This is a genomic window from Geomonas ferrireducens, from assembly GCF_004917065.1.
Classification (GTDB): domain Bacteria; phylum Desulfobacterota; class Desulfuromonadia; order Geobacterales; family Geobacteraceae; genus Geomonas; species Geomonas ferrireducens.
On sequence record NZ_SSYA01000003.1, the window covers coordinates 909,744 to 929,656 of the forward strand.

General features: G+C 62.2%; 16 protein-coding genes. 9 read left to right on the forward strand and 7 right to left on the reverse strand.

Annotation, left to right across the window (positions count from 1 at the left end; genetic code table 11):
• The first annotated feature begins 118 nt into the window (after positions 1 to 118).
• Positions 119 to 2,062, forward strand: a complete 1,944-nt coding sequence (locus E8L22_RS19865) for a DUF3426 domain-containing protein (RefSeq protein WP_136526831.1) — start codon at positions 119 to 121, stop codon at positions 2,060 to 2,062.
• Positions 2,063 to 2,137: 75 nt separating this feature from the next.
• Here E8L22_RS19865 and E8L22_RS19870 read toward each other — a convergent pair whose 3' ends face one another.
• Complete coding sequence (locus tag E8L22_RS19870; RefSeq protein ID WP_136514408.1) at positions 2,138 to 3,403, reverse strand: N-acetylmuramoyl-L-alanine amidase; 1,266 nt, start codon at positions 3,401 to 3,403, stop codon at positions 2,138 to 2,140.
• A gap of 1 nt (position 3,404) precedes the next feature.
• A complete protein-coding gene (mutS, locus tag E8L22_RS19875; RefSeq protein ID WP_136526832.1) occupies positions 3,405 to 6,014 on the reverse strand; it encodes a DNA mismatch repair protein MutS in 2,610 nt (869 codons plus the stop codon).
• 338 nt (positions 6,015 to 6,352) lie between these two features.
• On the opposite strand from mutS, the gene E8L22_RS19880 reads away from it, so the two are divergent.
• Both E8L22_RS19880 and E8L22_RS19885 read left to right on the forward strand, forming a co-directional pair.
• Entirely contained in the window at positions 6,353 to 7,639 is a 1,287-nt protein-coding gene (locus tag E8L22_RS19880; RefSeq protein ID WP_136526833.1) for a nucleotide sugar dehydrogenase, read from the forward strand.
• A 17-nt stretch (positions 7,640 to 7,656) separates the two neighbouring features.
• On the forward strand, positions 7,657 to 9,018 hold the full coding sequence (locus tag E8L22_RS19885) for a putative sensor domain DACNV-containing protein (protein WP_136526834.1): 1,362 nt from the start codon (positions 7,657 to 7,659) through the stop codon (positions 9,016 to 9,018).
• Between the two features lie 47 nt (positions 9,019 to 9,065).
• Here the strand turns inward: E8L22_RS19885 and dinB are convergent, their stop codons facing one another.
• From dinB to lexA, 3 genes are read right to left on the reverse strand one after another with little or no spacing between them, the layout of a single operon-like run.
• A complete protein-coding gene (gene dinB / locus E8L22_RS19890) occupies positions 9,066 to 10,295 on the reverse strand; it encodes a DNA polymerase IV (RefSeq protein WP_136526835.1) in 1,230 nt (409 codons plus the stop codon).
• 3 nt (positions 10,296 to 10,298) lie between these two features.
• Positions 10,299 to 10,544, reverse strand: coding sequence for a hypothetical protein (locus E8L22_RS19895; RefSeq protein WP_136526836.1), 246 nt, complete (start codon positions 10,542 to 10,544; stop codon positions 10,299 to 10,301).
• 4 nt (positions 10,545 to 10,548) lie between these two features.
• Entirely contained in the window at positions 10,549 to 11,154 is a 606-nt protein-coding gene (gene lexA, locus E8L22_RS19900) for a transcriptional repressor LexA (protein ID WP_136526837.1), read from the reverse strand.
• A gap of 300 nt (positions 11,155 to 11,454) precedes the next feature.
• Between lexA and E8L22_RS19905 the strand changes: the two genes are divergently transcribed.
• A complete protein-coding gene (locus tag E8L22_RS19905; RefSeq protein ID WP_198420196.1) occupies positions 11,455 to 12,687 on the forward strand; it encodes a porin in 1,233 nt (410 codons plus the stop codon).
• A gap of 44 nt (positions 12,688 to 12,731) precedes the next feature.
• On the opposite strand, the gene E8L22_RS19910 is transcribed toward E8L22_RS19905, so the two are convergent.
• Positions 12,732 to 13,589, reverse strand: a complete 858-nt coding sequence (locus E8L22_RS19910) for a ChaN family lipoprotein (RefSeq protein ID WP_136526838.1) — start codon at positions 13,587 to 13,589, stop codon at positions 12,732 to 12,734.
• 128 nt (positions 13,590 to 13,717) lie between these two features.
• Here E8L22_RS19910 and E8L22_RS19915 point away from each other — a divergent pair, with 128 nt between their 5' ends.
• From E8L22_RS19915 to E8L22_RS19925, 3 genes are all read left to right on the forward strand, one after another.
• Positions 13,718 to 15,769: a M1 family metallopeptidase gene (locus tag E8L22_RS19915; protein WP_136526839.1), complete on the forward strand. Its 2,052-nt coding sequence runs from the start codon at positions 13,718 to 13,720 to the stop codon at positions 15,767 to 15,769.
• Between the two features lie 301 nt (positions 15,770 to 16,070).
• Positions 16,071 to 16,889, forward strand: a complete 819-nt coding sequence (locus tag E8L22_RS19920) for a flagellin N-terminal helical domain-containing protein (protein WP_136526840.1) — start codon at positions 16,071 to 16,073, stop codon at positions 16,887 to 16,889.
• A 57-nt stretch (positions 16,890 to 16,946) separates the two neighbouring features.
• Positions 16,947 to 17,201, forward strand: coding sequence for a hypothetical protein (locus E8L22_RS19925; protein ID WP_136526841.1), 255 nt, complete (start codon positions 16,947 to 16,949; stop codon positions 17,199 to 17,201).
• Between the two features lie 5 nt (positions 17,202 to 17,206).
• Here E8L22_RS19925 and E8L22_RS19930 read toward each other — a convergent pair whose 3' ends face one another.
• Positions 17,207 to 18,025 carry a CAAX prenyl protease-related protein gene (locus tag E8L22_RS19930; RefSeq protein ID WP_246044810.1) on the reverse strand — a complete coding sequence of 273 codons (819 nt, stop codon included), beginning with the start codon at positions 18,023 to 18,025 and terminating at the stop codon, positions 17,207 to 17,209.
• 43 nt (positions 18,026 to 18,068) lie between these two features.
• On the opposite strand from E8L22_RS19930, the gene E8L22_RS19935 reads away from it, so the two are divergent.
• Both E8L22_RS19935 and E8L22_RS19940 read left to right on the forward strand, forming a co-directional pair.
• The gene (locus E8L22_RS19935; protein ID WP_136526842.1) at positions 18,069 to 18,275 is read left to right on the forward strand and encodes a GSU3473 family protein; all 207 of its coding nucleotides are present in this window, start codon (positions 18,069 to 18,071) and stop codon (positions 18,273 to 18,275) included.
• Between the two features lie 525 nt (positions 18,276 to 18,800).
• Positions 18,801 to 19,505 carry a choice-of-anchor N protein gene (locus E8L22_RS19940; RefSeq protein WP_136526843.1) on the forward strand — a complete coding sequence of 235 codons (705 nt, stop codon included), beginning with the start codon at positions 18,801 to 18,803 and terminating at the stop codon, positions 19,503 to 19,505.
• The last annotated feature ends 408 nt before the right edge of the window (positions 19,506 to 19,913 follow it).

Consider the following 19,913-nt stretch of genomic DNA (forward strand, 5'->3'; position numbering starts at 1 on the left):
AGATATATACCACAAAGGCGCTGGAGCGACCAGAATGATTGACACTATAATTTGCTTCTGTTATAGAAAAACGTTGGAAAAATTAATGTGACGCTGTGCTAACAAGTTCGGAGGGTCGATGATACTCCAATGCGACCAATGCAATACAAAGTTCAGGCTGGACGACTCTAAGCTTAAGCCGGGGGGCGTGAAGGTACGTTGTTCCAAGTGCCGTCACGTCTTCGTTGCCGGAGCGGAGCAGAAGCCGGAAGAATCGGACTTCGATGCCCTGCTCTCGGGATTGGGCGCTCCGGCGCCGGCCCAGGCCGAGGCTGAGGTCTCCGCTGCCGCGCCGCAGGCCGAGGCCGAGCCCTCAGCAGAGGCTCCTAAACCCGCCGAAGAGGAAGACGGCCTGGATTTCGGCTCCATAAACATCGAGACCGGGGTTCCTACCGGCAAGGAAGAGCCCGCTGCCGGCGCCGCCGGACCATCCTTTGACGAGTTCGAGTTCAGTGCGGAACCGGTGGCTGCAGCCGCGAAGGCTCCTGCTGCAGCTGATCTGGATTTCGGGGAATTATCCTTCGACGAGACGCCCGCCGCACCGAAAACGGAGCCGGCTCCTGCTGCCGCAGCCGGCGGACTTGACTTCGGGGAGCTCTCTTTCGACGAGACGCCTGCGGCGGTGAAAGAGGAGCCTGTTGCTGAGGCGGCTTCCGCATCGGTCGACTTCGGCGAATTCTCCTTCGAGGAGACGTCCACTGCGGTGAAAGAAGAGGCAGCTCCCGCGGAAACGTCCACGTCGGCCGACTTCGGCGAATTCTCCTTTGACGAGACTCCAGCGGCACCTGTGGAAAAGGCCCCGGAGGCTGCGGGCGAAGGGATCGATTTCGGGGAGTTCTCGTTCGAAGAGACGCCCGCTGCAGCGAAGGAAGAGCCCGCCCCCGCCCCCGCTGCCGCGACTGATGATTTCGATTTCGGCGAGTTCTCTTTCGACGAGCCCCATGCCGCCACCAAGGAGGAAACTCCTGCGGTTGGCGCGGCGTCTGATGCCGGCGAATTTTCCTTCGACGAAGCTCCGGCACCTGCCGCGAGTGCTGCTCCAGCGGGAGAATCGTTCGACTTCGGCGATTTCTCCTTCGAAGAGCAGGCCGCAGCCGAGGCTCAAGAGCCCGCCGGACCTTCGTCCGCAGGCTTTGAGTCTTTCGCGGCTGAAGAAGAGGCTTCCGCGCCGCAGCAGCCTGCGGTCGCCGAGCCGGCACCTCCTACTGCCGCTGCCGGTGAGTTTTCCTTGGGCGGGTTCTCTTTCGGAGCGAAATCCGAAGAGCCTCCTGCCGGAGAGGGGACACCCGCCGAACCCGTGGCGCCTGTAGGTGCCGCGGCGGTCGAAGACGAGGCCGCCAAAACGGCCGCCAAATCCTCGTCTCTTGATTTCAGCTTCGGGGACAAATCGTTTGCCGCTTCGGTTCCCGATGAGGCTTTTGACGACGAGCTTCCGCCTCTCTCCATATCTTCGAGACGCAAGGGGCGCTCGGTGCTCACCATCGCCGTCGTGACCATCTGCATGGTCGTCGTGCTCGCCCTCACCGGCGCCGGGCTTTACGTGCTGCAAAGCGGGCCGGACGCGCTTAAAAAGCTCGACAAGCTCGGCATCGGCTTTGTCGCCAAGTGGTTCGGCATGGAGGTCCCGGAAGAGGGGCGCATCACCATCAAAAACCCTCTTGCCTCCTTCCACCAGAACAAGGAAGCCGGTGAGCTCTTCGTCGTGACCGGCGAGGCGGTGAACTCCTTCCGCAAGGCGCGCGCCTCGATCCAGGTGAAGGTGAGCATCTTCGATAAAGCGGGCAGGGTGCTGCTGCAAAAGACAGCCTACTGCGGCAACCGGCTCTCCGACGAACAGCTGAGTACGCTCCCCGTAGCGAAAATCGACTCGATCATGAACAACCAGTTCGGCGACTCCCTTTCGAACCTGGGCGTCAAACCGGACCAGTCCATCGGCTTCGTCGTCGCCCTCGCCAACGTTCCCAAGGAGGCGGCGGATTTCGGCGTCGAGGTGGTCGGCTCGACGGTGGCTGCCGGACAGTAAAACGGGTAGGGGATGAAAAATGGAAAAGGCCGGCTTAAAAGCCGGCCTTTTTGCGTTTGGAAGGTGTCTTGTCTCTCAGGCGGGTGCCTTGTTCAATGCGGTGATGTACCCCTTGATGCCGGCTAAGATGCCGTCGGCGGTCACCTCCTGGTAGTGCGGGTCCTTGAGCTTCTGTTCGTCCCGCTCGTTGCTCAAAAACGCGGTCTCCACCAGGATGCTCGGCATGGTAGCACCCACGAGTACGTAGAAGGGGCCCTGCTTCACTCCGAGGTTCTTCACCGTCGGGTACGCCGAGAGCGCCTTTTTGTGCAGTGCCTTCTGTACCTCCTCCGCGAGATGCGCGGAGTCGTTCAGCTTGTAGTTCGCCATCAGGTCGAAAAGGACGGCCTGCAGGGTGCTTACCTTCTCAAGGCTTGTGCCGTTTTCCTTGGCGGCCAACTGCGCCACCTTCTCGGTCTTGGCGAGGTTCAGATAGTAGGTCTCGATGCCGTTGGCGCCGTGGTTCAGCGAGGCGTTCGCGTGGATTGAGACGAAAAGATCGGCCCCCACCTTGTTGGCGATCGCGGTTCTCTCCTGCAGCTCGATGAAGACGTCGGTGGAGCGGGTCATCACGACATCGATTCCGAGCTCTTCGCGGATCTTACGGGCCAGGTCCAGGCCGATCTGCAGCACGATGTCCTTCTCCCTCGTGCCAGAGGGGCTGACCGCGCCCGGGTCGTGCCCGCCGTGCCCCGGGTCGACCACGATCCTCCTGATCCTACCCGGCTTGAACCTTTTGGGCTCCTTTGCCTTCTGCGGCTTCTCGGGCGCGGTGAGCTTGTCGGCCTGCTTCGGTTCGGCCGGGGTGCTCTCGATCACCTCCCGGGAGGCCGAGATCTCCTGCCTGCGGTCTCCCTTGATGTCGATGATGATGCGGTAGGGATCCGAGAAGGTGAAGACCTTGTATTCCTTGATGCTGTCCAGATCGAGAACGACCCTGACCGTGGAGGGGGCGAACTGGGCGATGCGGACGCTTTTTAAAAGTCCGTCACCGACGGTCAAGTCTTTCACGCCGGGGTTTAGGTGGGTACCCGGCAGGTCGAGATAAAGGCGGCCGGGAAGCTTGTGATGCTCGAATGCCACCTCCTTGTCAGCGGCTATGGATACGCGGGTGTAGTCCGGGGTGGACCAGTGCCTGAGTTCGGTCACCGGGGTAAGACCGGTAAGCGGCGCGGCGCCCGCCGCCTCGACGAGCCAGGGGGAGAGCAGCATCCCGCCCTGGGCCGCCAGCGTCCGGCAAGCAAGCCACCGGTAGTAAGGGGGGATCAGCCCGAGGTATTTAACGAACTCCCTGCGTTTCATCTCACATCATCCTTTTTAGTTCATCCACGAGGTTGAGCGCCTCGAGCGGCGTTAAGAGCGCCACTTCCACCTCTTTCAGCCTCTCCCTGATGAGATCCTCGCCGGCATCGAATAGCGACAGTTGCGGGGACGGGACGGGGGCCTTCTTGCCGCGCGCCAGGCGCGGAACGCCCCCCTCGCCGTACTCCCCCTTTTCCAGGTTGAGGAGTATCTCCTTGGCCCGGTCGATAACCGCCTGCGGCAGCCCGGCCAGGCGTGCGACCTGGATGCCGTAGGAGTGCGAGGCGCCGCCAGGAACGATCTTTCTCAGGAAGATGATGCGTTCGTTCCACTCGCGGACCGCGATGTTGAAGTTCTTGATGCCTTGGCGCGTGACGGCGAGTTCGGTCAACTCGTGGTAGTGGGTGGCGAAAAGCGTCTTCGCGGCATGCGCCTTGTTGTCGTGCAGGAATTCGGCGACGGCCCACGCGATGGAGACGCCGTCGAAGGTGGAGGTGCCCCGGCCGATCTCGTCCAGGATGACGAGACTCTTCGCCGTGGCTCCCCTTAATATGGCGGCGCTCTCCATCATCTCCACCATGAAGGTCGAGTGCCCGCGGGCCAGGTTGTCCGAGGCGCCGACGCGGGTGAAGATCCTGTCCACGAGCGGGATGCGCGCCCGCTCGGCCGGAACGAAGCTGCCCATCTGCGCCATCAGGGTGATGAGGGCTACCTGGCGCATGAAGGTTGACTTACCCGCCATGTTCGGGCCGGTGATGATGATCAGCTGGTTCTCGCCGTTGTCGAGGAGCGTGTCGTTCGGGACGAAGCGCTCGGCGGCGTAGAGGTCCTCGATGACGGGGTGTCTCCCCTCGGTGATGGAGAGCTCGGTCCCCTCGTGCACCTCCGGACGGCAGTACCCCTTGTCGTGGGCGAGTTCGGCGATCGAGGCTATGACGTCCAGACAGGCGAGGCGGTCCGCGCTTCTGGCGATCCGCTCACCCTGGGCCGCAGCGGCCTCGCGCACCTCCTGGAACAGGGCGAACTCGAGGTCCTTGATCCTGTCCTCGGCGCCCAGCACCTTCTCCTCGTACTCCTTGAGCTCCGGCGTGATGTAGCGCTCGGCGTTGGCGAGGGTCTGTCTCCGGATGTAGTCCTCGGGGATGGACGAGACGTTCGCCTTCGTTACCTCGATGTAGTAGCCGAAGACCTTGTTGTAGCGGATCTTCAGCGAGGTGATCCCGGTGCGCGCCTTCTCCTGTGCCTCAAGGCGGGCGATGAAACCCTTCCCCTCGCGGCTTATGGCGCGCAGCTCGTCGAGCTCGCCGTTATAGCCGTCTGCGATGATGCCCCCATCGCGCAGCACGAAAGGAGGATCCTCGACGATGGCGCGGGTGATCAGGTCGCAGATCTCGGTAAGGGGGTCGATGCCGGCGTCAAGCTCCTTCAGATACGGCGCGCCGCATTCGGCGAGTTTCTCCTTGATGCCGGGAAGCCTCGAGAGCGATGAGTTGAGGGCGGCGAGATCCTTGGCCGAGGCGGAGGCGAGGCTAATGCGTCCGTTCAGCCGCTCGAGGTCGTAGACCCCGGAGAGGAGGTTCTTCAGCTCCGCGCGCACCCCGGGAGCCTCGATCAGTTCCTGCACCGCATCCTGACGCAGGCGGATCTTCGCGAGGTCCATGAGGGGGTAGTTGATCCACTGCTTGAGTTTTCTCCCCCCCATCGCGGTCACGGTCCGGTCCATGAGCCCCAGAAGGGAACCTCTGCGTTTCCCCTCGGAGATGGTGGCGGTCAGCTCCAGGTTGCGCCTCGTGGACTCGTCCAGGAGGAGGTGCTGGCTCTCACTGTAGGGGGTTATCCCGGTCACGTGCGGCGCGTTCCCCTTCTGGGTGTCGACCAGGTAGTGCAGGATCGCTCCGGCGGCGAGCAGAGCGGTGGGGAGCCCCTCGCACCCGAGCGTCTCGGCGGTGGCGCCCTTGAACTGGTTGCCGATCAGACGTTTGCAGTAGTCGGCATCGTAGACCCACTCCTCGAAGAAGGTGAGGCTGCGGTCATTTTTCAGATGCGCCACATCCTTCGCCTTCGGCTCTTCACGGAAGGTGGCGGGGAGGATGATCTCGCGCGGCGCGATGCACGCCACCTCGGCGAGTGCTGCCTGCAGCCCGGCGAGTTCGGTGACCCGGAATTCACCGGTGGAGAGGTCCAGGTAGGAAAGGCCGTAGCACTCGCCGTCGCAGCAAAGGGCTAAGAGGTAGTTGTTTTCCTTCGGGGAGAGCGAGGCGTCCTCGACGACGAGGCCGGGGGTGACCACCCGCACCACCTCGCGCTTGACGATCCCCTTGGCGAGTTTCGGGTCTTCGGCCTGCTCGCAGATGGCCACCTTTTCGCCCGCCTCGACCAGCTTCGCGATGTACGGGGCGCAGGAGTGATAGGGGACGCCGCAAAGCGGGACTTCGGATCCGTCGGCGTTTTTGCCGCGCGAGGTGAGGGTGATACCGAGGATGCGGGAGGCTTTCACCGCATCATCGAGGAACATCTCGTAGAAGTCGCCGCATCTGAAAAAGAGGATCGCGTCGGGATGTTCAGCCTTGATCTCGAGGAACTGCCGCATCATAGGTGTTATTTCAGACATTTGGGAACCTTTTCGGGGAAGAGAAACGCGGGGCATCTTAGCAAAATCGCGGCACCATGTAAAGCTTCGCAGCCTCGCCCTTGACGACGGTGCCGCTTGCGTCCGTTTCGGGGAGATTGGCCTCCATAACGCGGTCGGGATGCCCGACTTCATGGCGGGATATAGGGGGTAAGGCCAATTTTTTTGCCTCCCATCTCTGGAGTTTTGGTTTGTATGGCTTAGAATCGCCTAATGTTTTTACGGCCGACCCGTCCAGGGCGGCTCACACGGCGGGATGAGTGCCGCAGGAACGGCAGTCGCAAAGCCGGCAAACCGGTAGCCGGCAAGGGAGGTGCTGTATGGGACATGGACGCAAGGTTTCGGTGGTGGGGTTGGGCTATGTCGGTCTGCCGGTTGCGTTGGCCTTCGGAAAAGTGCAGCGCACCATCGGCTTTGACATCAACGCGAAAAGGATCGAGGAACTGAGCACCGGGAAAGACCGCACCGGCGAGGTGGCCGTGGCGGATCTCACCGAAACCGACATAGTCTTCACCGACCGGATCGAGGATCTCAAACAGGCGGATTTCCACGTTGTTGCGGTCCCGACCCCGGTAGATCCGGCGAACCAGCCGGATCTCTCGCTTTTGTGCAGCGCCTCGGATACGGTGGGGCGCGCGCTCAAGAAGGGGGACGTGGTCGTCTACGAATCGACGGTATATCCGGGGGTGACCGAGGAGGTCTGTCTGCCGATCCTGGAGCGGGTATCGGGGCTCAAGAGCCCGGAGGATTTCACCGTGGGGTACAGCCCGGAACGGATCAACCCGGGGGACCGCGAGCACACCTTCACCAACATACTGAAAGTCGTCTCCGGGCAGGATGCCGCCACCCTCGACATAGTGGCGCAGGTCTACTCGGAGGTGGTGACGCCGGGGGTGCACCGGGCACCTTCCATCAAGGTGGCCGAGGCGGCGAAGGTGATCGAGAACACGCAGCGCGACCTGAACATCGCCCTCATGAACGAGCTGGCTCTCATCTTCGACCGGATGGGGATCGACACCGGTGAGGTGCTTGCCGCGGCAGGGAGCAAGTGGAACTTCCTGGACTTCCGCCCCGGGCTCGTGGGTGGGCACTGCATCGGGGTTGACCCCTACTACCTGACCCACAAGGCCGAGAAGATCGGCTACATCCCGCAGGTGATCCTGGCCGGACGGCGCATCAACGACGGCATGGGGAAGTTCGTGGCGCAGCGCGCGGTTAAGGAGATCATCCGGGCGGGGCACCACGTGCTCGGCTCCTACGTCACCGTGCTCGGACTCACATTCAAGGAGAACTGCCCTGACCTCAGGAACTCGAAGGTGGTCGACATCCTGGGCGAGCTCTGGGACTACGGACTGAACGTGCAGGTCTGCGACCCGATGGCGGACCCGCAGGAGGCGAAGAGCGCCTACGGCGTCAGCTTGAAAGAGCCGGAAAGGCTGCAACCGGCGGTCGCGGTCATCGTGGCGGTGGCGCATGACGTCTACCGCAACTGGACGCCGGCCAAGTTCGCGAGCCTCATGGTGGAAAACCCGGTGTTGATCGACGTGAAGGGGATCTACGACGGGCGGCAGATGGCATCGGCCGGCATCCGGGTCTGGTGCCTGTAACCGGTCGAGGTGGCGACATGAGACGGACCCAAGCCCACAGCCTGAATGCAGGGCACTGCTACCCGAAAGATCTCGTCGCTTTCGTCTTCGAGAGGTGGCAGGACCGGGCCTTCGTGACCCGGGTCTGCCCCGAGGCGGAACCGGGGGGCTTCACGCTTCCCGAGCGCGGCATTTTCGAACAGGTGATCTCGACCTGTTATCAGGCGAGCCTTTTGCGCGAGGAGGAGCGCCCGGTGATGTTCCGCCTGATCATCCGGGACTCCTACCTCTTCGCAGCCCATGAGGGCCCCCCCACGGGGATGCACCGGCTCATCTTCTCGAGGACCCGTCCCTTCAACGAGTACGAGCTGCATCGCTTGGCCCCCGCCGCGGACTTCTACCGGACCCTCATCGGCATCTGCATCGATGCGGTGCACGGGGCTCAGATCTGGGGGCTGCTGCACTCGGGAACCCGCTGGATGCACGCCGTGTACGGCGGCCGGAAGACCTCTCCCCCCTTGCCGCAGAGCCTCGTGGTCTACGTCACCGGCCCGGGGCAGATCTCGGTGTGCGCCGGTGACGAAATCATCGCATCCTTGAACGGCGGGCAGATCAACTGTCCGACCATCGACGTTTTCAACTCCCGCTGGTTCGGAAAGAGCCTCGCCGCCCTGAACGAGGAGACCTTCGCGCTGCACCGCAGCGCGCGCAGGCGCGCCGAGCGCCCTTGGGCCGAACTCGACCCCGACTTTGGCAGCAACATCGGGCAGCAGGCGCTCAGGCGCATCATCAGCGTGATCAGGAACTCGAACCACGGGGGGCTGCTCGTCTACCTCCCCCCCGAGATGGCCGATGAGATCATGCAGGAGAACCAGTACCTCTCGGTCAAGTACCAGTTCCTGGAGTTCGATTCCAGGCAACGCTTCCTCTCCCTCACCCTGCGCATCATGAACACCCTCGCCGAGAGCTACGGTGACCCGGAACATCCCGAACGGAAGGTGGGGTGGCACGAGTACGTGACGAGCAAGAACGAGGCGATCGCCCTTCTGGACGAGGCGATCTTCGACGTGGCGCATTTCATCGCGGCACTCTCGGCGGTGGATGGGGCGGTCGTCATCACCAAGCGCCAGGAGTTGCTCGGTTTCGGCGGGGTTATCTCGGGGGATCTGGACAGCGTCGGCATGGTGTCGCATGCCCTTGACACGGAGGGGGAACAGTGCGAGCCGGTGCTAAGCGAGGGGGTGGGGACGAGGCACCGGGCCGCCTACAGGATCTGCCAGAAGCTGCACCAGGCGATCGCCGTGGTGATCTCGCAGGACGAGACCGTGCAGATCGTGCGCTGGCATAACGGTTCCGTCACCTACTGGGACCAGGTACCTACCGGGGTGCCTGGGTTCTAGGGGGGGAAGGAGCTAAGGTTGCCGGAGCTTATCGGCACCCATTCCTCTCAATCAGCATCCACGTTGCGCACCCCTTCAGGCTTCCACGCGGGGGAGATCACTTTCGCCCCGCACTCCTTACCTAAAAGGGTCCCGAAGGTGACCGAAAAATCCCCGTACCGGTTGTTGACGCGGTCCATGGCGCTCGCGACGAGCGCCTTTTTGCGCTCGGAATCGAAAAGCGGCAGCTGTTCGGTGTGGTAGGTGAGGTTCGTGATTCTGACGCCCAACAGCCGCACCGGCTGGGTGAGGTCGAGCTGGTCGAGGATCTGCACCGCATCGCGGTAGATTTCGTCGCTGTTGCTGGTAGGCTCGGCGCGGCTTGCCTGTCTGGAAAAGGTGGTGAAGTCCGCGTAGCGCACCGTGAGGGTCACCGTCCTCCCCGCAACCCCGTGCTTTCTGGCCCTTCTCCCCACCATCTCGGAGAGCTGCAACAGGTACAGTAGGATCTCGGAGCGCTCGGTGATGTCGGTGTCGAGGGTCGTACTGTGCCCGACGCTTTTCACCTCGTCGGCATCCTCCTCGGCGACGACCGGAGCGTCGTCGACGCCAAGCCCCATGTAGTGCAGCTTCTCCCCGGTCACCCCGAAAGTTTTCCTGAGCACCCCCAGCGGAAAGCGCCCGAGCTCGCCGCAGGTCTTGATGCCGAACTTGGTGAGCTGCTGGTGCGTCTTCGCCCCAATGCCGCAGAGATCCTTGATCGGGACCCGCTCCATGACACGCGCCACCTCTTGCGGTGCGATGACGGTGAGGCCGTCCGGCTTCTGCATGTCCGAGGCGAGCTTCGCAAGGAGCTTGTTGGGGGCGATGCCGACGGAGCAGGTGAGGCCGAAACGCTCCCGGATGCGCTCCTTGATGAGGCTCGCGATGTTTTCCGGCGAGCCGAAGAGGCTTAGGCATCCCGTCACGTCCAGAAACGCCTCGTCGATCGAGAAAACTTCGACGAGCGGGGTGTACTCGCGCATGATGCCGATGATCTGCTTTGAAGTGTAGGAGTACTTCCGGTTGTTGCCGACCACGAAGATCAGATCCCGGCACTTTTGCCGCGCCTCCCAGGTATTCATCCCGGTCTTCACCCCATAGGCGCGCGCCTCGTAGGAACAGGTGGTGATGATGGTGCGCTTGGCCGCGCCGATCACCGCCACCGGCTTGCCGCGCAGGGCGGGGTTGGACTGCTGCTCCACCGAGGCGAAGAACGCGTTCATGTCGATGTGCAGGATGATCCGGTTTTCTGCCACGTCTTACTGCTCCTCGACCCCCACGAGGGTCCAGTTCTGGTCCGAGGTGTCGTACACGATTTCGTAGAGGTTGCTGTCGTCGCAGACCGCGAAGTGCAGCCTCGTCGCGCCTCCGAGGGTGTCCTTCCAGAAGTAGGGCCAGCGCGTCACCGCGTGCCGATGACGCCGCCACTCGAACCAGACCGGCTTTACCCTGGTCCCCGGCGAGAAGACGGCGGCCACCCTGATGCTCTCACAAAAGCGCTGCATGAAATTACTCCATCTGCCGGTAGATGCCAACCACTTTCCCTACGATCGAGACTTCGCCATCCCCCTCGTGCACGATGATCGGGTCGTAGTTCGGGTTTTCCGGCTGGAGCCTGATCCGGTCCGCCTCCCGGTAAAAGCGCTTCAGGGTGGCTTCTCCGCCCACCATGGCGACCACGATGTCCTTGTTGTGGGCGTCGGGCTGCGGGCGCACCAGCGCCAGGTCCCCCTCCACGATGTGGGCGTGGATCATGGAATCCCCCTTGACACGCAGGAAGAAGGTCCCCCCCTTGTCCATCTGTGAGCGATCGATGGTGAAGTGCCCCTCGATGTCCTCTATCGCGGGGTGCAGGGTGCCCGCCCGGACCTGGCCGACGATGGGGAGGGGGACCCCCTGTCCCTGCTGGCTCAGGGTGATGCCGCGCGTGCTTCCCTCCTGCCGGCGCAGGTATCCCTTGCGCTCCAGGGCGTCCAGGTGCTTCAGAACCCCGAGCGTGCCGCTCACCCCTAGCTTCGCACCGATCTCACGCAGGGTGGGGGGGTAGCCGTACTCCTCTATGTGCCGGGACACGATCTCCAGCACTTCCTTTTGCCGCGCGGTCAGCTCTACCATTTAGCCCACCTCCAACTCTTGGTTATCTGATGAGAACTTTACCGTATGGTAACCATGCCCTGTCAAGCCGGAAAAAAGCTCTTAGGTTGATGGTTAAGGAAATACAATTATAGTGTAGCGGGTGTTCGTGCGGGGGATGTCAACCACCAGGATTAGGAGGCGGCCATGACAAGCGTGGACGGAAGGACTACAGGGACATGGAGACGGGTCGTAAGACGTAGTAGTGGGGGAAAAGGGGGCGAGGAAAGAGTGGCGCGCGGCACGGCGCGCTCGTTACGGTCGGGAAGCCGGATAGGGGCTATGTTTCGCGGCGTGCTCCCTTTTTGCATCCTCTGCGTGCTCGCCTCACCGTGCCGCGCCGATGGGGACGGTGAGTACCACACCCCGCTGGCGGGTGAGCCGGGACGGGTCACCTTCATGGGGCGCGAGGTCGAGATCCCGGCGGTCGATCGCGCCCGGATGAACTCCATCACCCTCGGCGCATCCCTTCTTGAGCCCCCCCAGGGACAGACATCTGCGCTGCCGGTCGCCGCCTTCTTTCACCGGCGCGTCACCGAGCGCTCGCACGCCCGCGCCATGATCGCGCTCTTTGTGAACGAAATCGAGTATGACCGCGACGCAGGCGGCCTGGACGTGGTGGCGCAGTTCGAGAACGAGACCCTCCCAGTGGCGGAGCGTGAGATCAACCACGGCGAAGAGGTGCGGGGGACCTCGCTCTACTTCGGCACCCTCATCGGTGCGGCGGGGATAGGCTACCGAACCCCCGTGTCACCTTTCCAGGTTGACAACGATTTCAGGGTGCAGCTTTTAGCCCGCGCCGGATACTTTTACGCCCACCGGGAAGGGGATACCTCCCCCGGGCTCTGGGTCCCACCGGACACGGCGCTTCTCGGCGCCAGGCTGCGCTGTCGCTTCGATGGCCTGCGCAGAAACCTCCTGGAGCTCCCCCACAAGGGGGTTGCGGCCGGGTTCGACCTGGACTTCACGCACCGGGACCGGTGGCGCGGCGAGGAGGGAGGAAGCGGTAACCGCAACTACGCGCAGTTTCGCGGGCACCTGGTCGGTGCCTACGGCGTGCCGGGGATCTCTTCAGATAGGGACCGGTTCCTTTTCGCCCTGTACGGCGGGATCACCGGTGCAGGGAAGGGAGACAGCTTCAACGCTTTCCGCATCAACGGCACGCCCTTTCCCAGCGAGCAGTACGACCTCGCCTGGCCGCACTACAGCGGTGTCGTCTTCGACCAGGTGCTGGCCCGGGGATACGCGACCGCCACTGCCGGCTACCGCCGTGAGCTCACCTTTTTCCTCTACCTGAGCGCCCTGGGATCGTACATCTGGGCGGACCGCTCCCGTGCCGAGGCGGTGGACCGGGTGACCTTCAGGGACCGCCAGGGTGGCGCGGCAACGGTCGCACTGGACAGCGCGTTTTTGTGGAACTCTTCGCTCTACCTCGCGTGGAGTTACGAATCTGGGGTGATGCGGGAGGGACGCTCCGGCAGCGGCTTCACGCTCATGTGGAACAAGCTTCTGTGATGTGCGCTTGCAATCGGCGGGAAATGGACTTAATGTGGCACGCGTTACAGAGCGGTGAAGCTGACCAGGTAGTCGATCACCTCGGGGGAGGCCTCGCCTCCCTTGAATTCGTTGATCTCCGGCATGATGACGAGGCTCGCAAGGGGTGAGCCGTTGCGGGAAAGCTGTTCCGGGATGGCATTTTTCACGGCGTGCCAGATCCCGGTGAACGCCACTACCTTCGTCTTGGGCGCCTTTTTCAAATAAGCGCGGATGTTGGTCGCCATGCCGCTGTTGCGCAGGGTCTGGGCCTCGCAGAAGTACTCGAAGACGCGCCCGTTGGTGACGTGCTTGAACACCTCGCCGAAAGATTTCTTGAGAAACTCGGTGTGCGGGTTGTTCAGGTCGCACATCGTCCCCTGCGGGAGGCTCTTTTTCTCCTCATCGGTGAGCGCGGCATAGCCGCGGCGCGAAACCTTGACCACCAGCTCCTTCGGGAGGTTGAGCGCTATCATGTGGATCCCGTTTTCCTTCGCGAAGACGAAAATGTCCCGGTAAAGCCCCCAGTCGTAGGACCAGTTTCGGGCAAAGACCTCTTTGAACCGCTCTTCGCTCATCTTCCCGGCGATGAAGGCGTCCAGGTCCCCCTGGCTGTCCGCCTGCATTGCCTCGATGCCGATGGCGATGGGGATACCCTCTTTTTTCATGGCGCGGAGCACCTCGAGCTGCAGGGCGTGGTGCGCCTTGTTGTCGTGCACTTCGCCGACGAGGACCAGATCCGACTTTGCGGCCTGGGCGACGACCTGTCGCATGGCGACCTGTTTTCCGTCGCTTAGGCGCGTGATGTTCTCTCCGGCCGGTGCGGCAACCGGAAGCACCAGGGACACGATGATGAAGAGCAGGCAAGCGGCTAACTTGGACATGATGCGGCTCCCGTGGGGCGTTGCCCCGTAAAATGGCACGCTGCAGGTTACACCAACCCATGCGAGATCACAAACATAATTGCTCCTTCCGCAGCGGAGGAGCCGGCGCCTGGCGCCCGGAGGTGAGCGTGAGGGGAATCGGGTTTATTTCCTTTCTTTTGGTCATGCTGTTCCAGCCGCTCTTCGGCCTTTGTGCAGAAGACGCAGCGCCTAAGGTCGCGAGCCAGGAGATAAGGGTCGTCCTAGACCCGGCAATGCACGAGCTGCGTGGTGTGACCGTGCTCACTCTTGCCGGGGTGGCGAAGCAGGCCAGCCTCGCCCTCGCCCCGGCGGCGCGCATCGAGTCGGTCCGGGACGCCGGGGGGGTGAAGGTCCCCTGGCGCTTCGACTCGGGCTCTCTTACCCTCGATCTTGCCGGCCGTGCGGCAACGGTGACCGTCTCATGGCGGGTGAGCTTCCACGACGAAGTCTCACGCAACCAGGCGGCCGAGGACCCGAGCTACGGGGTGAACGCGTCCATCGGCGAAGAGGGTACCTTCCTCGGGGGGGGCGCACTTTGGTACCCGGTGCCGGAGCAGGTGCCGCAAAGCCGGACGGTGCAGGTCGAGGCCCCCGCCGGAATCGAGGCGGTCACCTTCGGAGCGCGTCTCTCCCGGGAGACCTCAGGCGGGGTGACCCGCTCCGTCTGGCGCGAGGCGCGGCCGGTCGGGATCCTTTCCCTCTGCGCCGGCCCCTACCTCGTCGAGGAAAGGGAGGTCGCAGGGATCAAGCTCTACAGTTATCTCTCGCGCGACAACGCCGCGCTCGCCCCGCGCTATCTGGACGCCGTCGCAAGGTACCTTCCCATGTACCAGGAACTCTTCGGCCCATACCCCTTCGAGAAGTACGCCGTGGTGGAAAACTTCTTCCCGACGGGTTACGGCTTCCCCTCCTTCACGCTCCTTGGGGGCTCCGTGATCAGGCTTCCGTTCATCGTCGACACGAGCCTTCCCCACGAGATCGCCCACAGCTGGTGGGGTAACGGCGTCGACGTCGACGCGTCGGAGGGGAACTGGTGCGAGGGGTTGGTGACTTACCTGGCGGACTACCTGCTCAAGGAGCGCCGCTCGGAGGCGGAGGGGAGCGACTACCGCAGGCAGCTCCTCATCGACTACGCCTCATTGGTCACGCCGCAAAACGACTTCCCGCTCACCTCCTTTGCCAGCCGCAGTGATCCCGCCTCGCGCGCCATCGGTTACGGCAAGGGGGCCATGGTGTTCCACATGACCCGGCGCCATATCGGGGACGAAGCGTTCTTCGCAGGGCTTAGGCAGGTGGCCCGGGAGCGGATGTACCGGGACGCCTCATGGAGCGACCTCTTGCGCGCCTTCTCGGAGCGCTCCGGGGCCGATCTCTCCGGTTTCAGAACCTGGCTCACCCGTCCCGGCGGCCCGCGCCTCGCGCTGGCGGATGTGACGCTGCGCCGCGACGGTAAGGGGTGGCGGGTGAACGGGGTGGTGCGGCAGTCGGCGCCGTTTTTCGCCGTGGAGCTTCCGCTGCGCATTGAGTCGGCAGGGGGGGCGACGACCGAGGTCGTTCGGATCGATGCACGTGAGGAGACCCCTTTCATGCTGACCAGTGCGACCGCTCCGGGGCGCCTGCTTCTCGATCCCGCCGCGGACCTGTTCCGGATCTTAGCCCAAGACGAGATCCCCGCCACGGTGAACAGCGTAAAGGGCTCAACGCGGCTTATGGGGGTGGTCGCGCGCGACTGCCGGGCGCGGCCGGAAACCTTCCGCACCTTCCTGGCCTCCCTTTCCCAGGGGACGGCCCCCATCGTCGGCGAGGACGCACTGAAGCCGACGGAAGCGGCGGGCCGCGACCTCGTCATCTGCGGCGTACCCGCGGATCGCTCGCTGATCCCGGCCGGTGCGGAACTCCCGACCACGACAGGGGAGGGGGAGGGGGCGGCAGACTCCCTGCTCTTCCAGGTGCTGATGCGCGCCGCGCCGGAAAAGGGGGCGGTCGCCCTGTTCCTCCCGGGATCGGAGCGCGCCGCGCTCCAGTACGCGCCGAAGGTAACCCACTACGGGAAGTACGGCTCCCTGTACTTCGCGGGGGGCGTCAACCGCCGCAAGGGGACCACGGCTGCGGCGGGCGGCGGGGCGGTGGTGCGTTTCCAATCCCAAAATAATCCGTAGCTTCACTCTTTATGGCGCCGTCACGTGCGGGCGGCGCCTCGTTTTTGACCTTTTCTTCGCTGTGCCTCGCAAGCCGCCCCCTGCGCACCCGGGCTGCTCCTCGCCACTAACCCACCTGCATTTTTATTTGTGTTCACGAATTAAAAAATATTTAAGTTATAATTCCCCGCGGTCGATAAGGAGAGATGTCGTGCGCGGGAGGGGCACGGAACCGGCCACTCCGCGATACTTCCCGTTGCGACGACCATCGGTTGGAAAACCACCGGCAGAACGCCGGGTCGCCTAGAAAAGGAGCTACGCCATGACAGTGAGTGATATCTCTTTGACCGCCGGCATGAGGACCAACCTTTTGTACCTGCAGAACACGAGCCAGCTGCTGAACCGTACCCAGCAGAGACTCTCCTCGGGGAAAAGGGTGAACAGCGCTCTCGACAACCCGACCAACTACTTCGCAGCCCAGAACGCGAACCAGAGGGCGAGCGACCTCTCCGACCGCAAGGACGGGATGTCTGAAGCGGTGCAGACGGTGAGTGCGACCAACGCCGGCATCACCGCCATCACCGGCCTCATCAACGCCGCCAAGGGTGTCGCCCAGTCCGCCCTCTCCACGAGCGACACGACGGTCCAGGCGAAGCTGGCTGACCAGTACAACACCATCCGCAGCCAGATCGACAACATCTCCTCCGACTCCGGGTATCGTGGGTTGAACCTCCTGAGTTCGATCAACACGCTCACGGTGAACTTCAACGAGGATGCCAGCTCGACCCTCGACGTCGTCGGTTTCCTGGCCAGCTCGGACGGCCTGAGCCTTACCACGGCCAGCGGCAACTGGCAGAGCGTTTCGGACATCACCACTGACACCGCGAAGATGGATACCGCAATTTCCACGCTGAGGGTGAACACCCAGGCCCTCGCCGCGAACCTAAACATCATCACCACCCGCCAGAGCTTCACCGATGAGATGATCAACACGCTGCAGACCGGGGCCGACAACCTCACCCTCGCCGACATGAACGAGGAGGGGGCGAACATGCTGATGCTGCAGACGCGCCAGTCGCTCGGTACCACCTCGCTCAGCCTGTCCTCGCAGGCCGCGCAGTCCATCCTGAGGCTGTTCTAGCCATGAAGGCGGGACGGCGCACGCCGTCCCGCCCATCCCACCCTTCAAGGAGCCGCCATGAAAAATCCGGGCAGACAAACCTGTCGGGAACAGCGCCGATCCAAGCCGTGCAGCGGGGCAGGCTTCTCCTCCGAAACCACATCTTCCGCAGCATGGGATGACGCCGGCCTCTCCGGGGAGCTCAGGGCCGTTTCCGGCGATTTGAGGCAGGAAGGTATCAACATGCTGCGCCTTGCCGAAGCTCACAAACAGGCTCAGAACCTGCTCAGTGCCTCTTCGAGGCAGGCCCGCACGGTGCTGGGACAGTTCTAGCTGCGCTACCAGAAGTACCAGTTGCCGCTTTTAAGTACGTATATGGAGAGGGCCAGATTTGCGACGGCGTGGGAGAGGATGCAAAGGGTGAGGCTTCGGGTTCGGTAAAGGACGACGTTGAAGATGGCGCCTGCCAGCATACCGGCAAGGAAGAAGTGGTGTTCGAGTCCGAAGAGGACCGTGGTGATCAGGAAGGAACCCCAACTGAAGGTCCCGAGGGGAACGGATCGGAAATCGGGACGGATCAGGTAACGGATCAGAAAGGAGCGCCAGAAAAGCTCCTCCATCACAGGGACCACGAGCACGGCCCCGGCAACCCGCATCGCGGTTAAAAGGAGCCGTACCGCCCCTTCGGGAAGAAGCATCGGGTTGAAGCCGGGCGAGGATCCTACCAGTGGCAGGGTAGTCTGAACGTTGATCCAGAGCAGGAAGGTAATTACACCCGCACCTGCGGCCGCCAACGAAGCCGCGGGCTTCAGGAGCTCCCTCCATCGCAGTTCTTCCTCAAATTCAGAGCGCACAACGTAAAGCAGCAGTGCCACACTTATGGTCTTTAGCGGATACAGCAGGTAGAAGGCCTGGTCGGTCAGGGTGACCCACTGCCGCTGTGCGGCCTGGCGCAACCCCTCCTCCAGCGCTATGAAAGCCATAAAAAGGGCGAAGGGAAGTACGCGTGCGATGACGGCACGTTCCACACGCAAGTATTTGGCGGCAAGCTCCATCATATTGGCGGTATTTACCACAGCACCGGTGGCCTGTCCATCGGGCTCCTTCAGTCTTAGCGGGGTCTGAATATTGCAAAGGTATTGACAGAAGTCCTGCATTTAACCTGTAGCTACGGAGAACTGTGGCTCGAGGGGGGCGGTCATGCTGGTTCAGGTGCATTGGACAAACAAAAGGTACGACTACGTGAAGGATTACATGCTCGACAGCCTGATAGAGGCCGGTGTCGTTGCCAGATTTCTTCGTTCTTCCGGCTGGGTGACCATTGGCATTGATCCGATTCGCAGGTCGAAGCATCAAAAGTCTTACGCCGGTCCGGAAAGAAGGCACATAGGAAGCGCTGCCGCATGAAACCCTGTCTACCAGGACGCTTCGACGTGGTACTGTCGGATTCTCTAACAGTCCCTTTGGCAGCGGTATTGTTGCTGCGGTAAAAGACGCCGGCGTCGGCCTACACTTCCCTTTTGCGACACGATCGCCGCGATGTGCGATTCCCACTGCAACACCCATGTTCGGCTTCACTGAAGAACATCTCCAACGTTTCTCCCTCCCGTCTAAAACAATTTCCCGGACGTCCAACTCCTTGTAAAAAAAATCGACAGAATCCCCGCGCAAAGCGCCGATCCGTTTTGAATCGGCACGTTACGGGTCATTACCCTCCCCGTCGAGCGGTCCTCGCCCGGATTTTCCCGTGATTTCAGCTCACTTCGCTCCTGAAAGCCTTTCTGTTTTGTCGAGATACCTTACAGAAGGCTGCATGCCGGTTTGATGGGTCCGGTGTAAAAACGGCTACTTGGAGTGATGGCACGGCTGGTGCAACAGGAAAAGCAACTTAATGCCCTTCAAGGAATATGAGGTTAAAAAAGGAGGTAGGTCATGAGAAAGTTGATCTTAGCAGCCGCTGCCGCGCTGATGTTCTCAACATCAGCCTTTGCTGAGCCGGTTCTTCAACTGTACATCCCTGGTGCTACTTACGATTCAACCGAGACCTGGGTCACAACCAGCAGTTCTTTCACCCTCTGGGTTTTAGGTTGGGGAAACAAAGAGCCTATCACAAACGTCTTCCTGTCCGCCGCGTTCAAGACCGGTGAGACCGGCACCATCACTTTAACCCCGACAACGGCGGCTCCCCCTGTTATCGATCCCTCCACGCCGTCAGCCCCGACTGTTGGCCCGAGCGGTGTCGGTACGCAACCGGTGCTCGGCGATGGCAGCCTGCTTCCTAGCCACGGCATCTATGGTGATGGGACGAGTTGGGTCTCCTTCGGCCTCGGCGATTTCACCCTCACGGATTCTATGATAGGCGACTTCAGCGTCGTCGCACCTGACCTCTCCACGCTCTCCACCCCGGGTCAGATCAACGCCTATACCGTGGATATCACCGGGTACGCCAGCGGCGTCCACTTCGATGCGTACGACCACATCCTCTCCGGGAACCACGTAAGCTACCTTTTCGCTCCCTTCTCACATGATGCAGAAGGTGGCGGCAACCCGCCAGTTCCCGAACCGGGAACCATAGTACTGCTCGGCGCAGGGTTCCTCGGCCTGGCAATTTATGGCAAACGTCGTCAACGCAGCTAGTTGCCGTAGCGCGGAGCAGATGAAGAGAGGGACTCGACAAAGTCATCGATGGTTGACGACCCCTGAATAGGGAAGATGAAAGAACGACCCGCCACCGGTTCCAGTAGGCTTGGAACAGTGGCGGGTTTTTCTGTGGCCGTCTCGCGCGTCATGCCGGTGCATCACCTCTTTGCAGTCATCCCGGCCGCTATCAGCCGGGCCTTCCTCAATGCTGTCGCAGGCTTCACTAAACCCGGACCCTCACCTCCCGGCAACTACCAAAAAGATCCTGTCACTTATTATCTTTTTATAATCTGCCAAGAAATGAGTGTTCCCTGCTTGCGTCACAGCCGGGCTATGTAAGAATATCCGACAGAGGCGTCGTCGTACCTTTGGTGTTACGTAGCAAGCAATGGGAGCGTCCCTTGT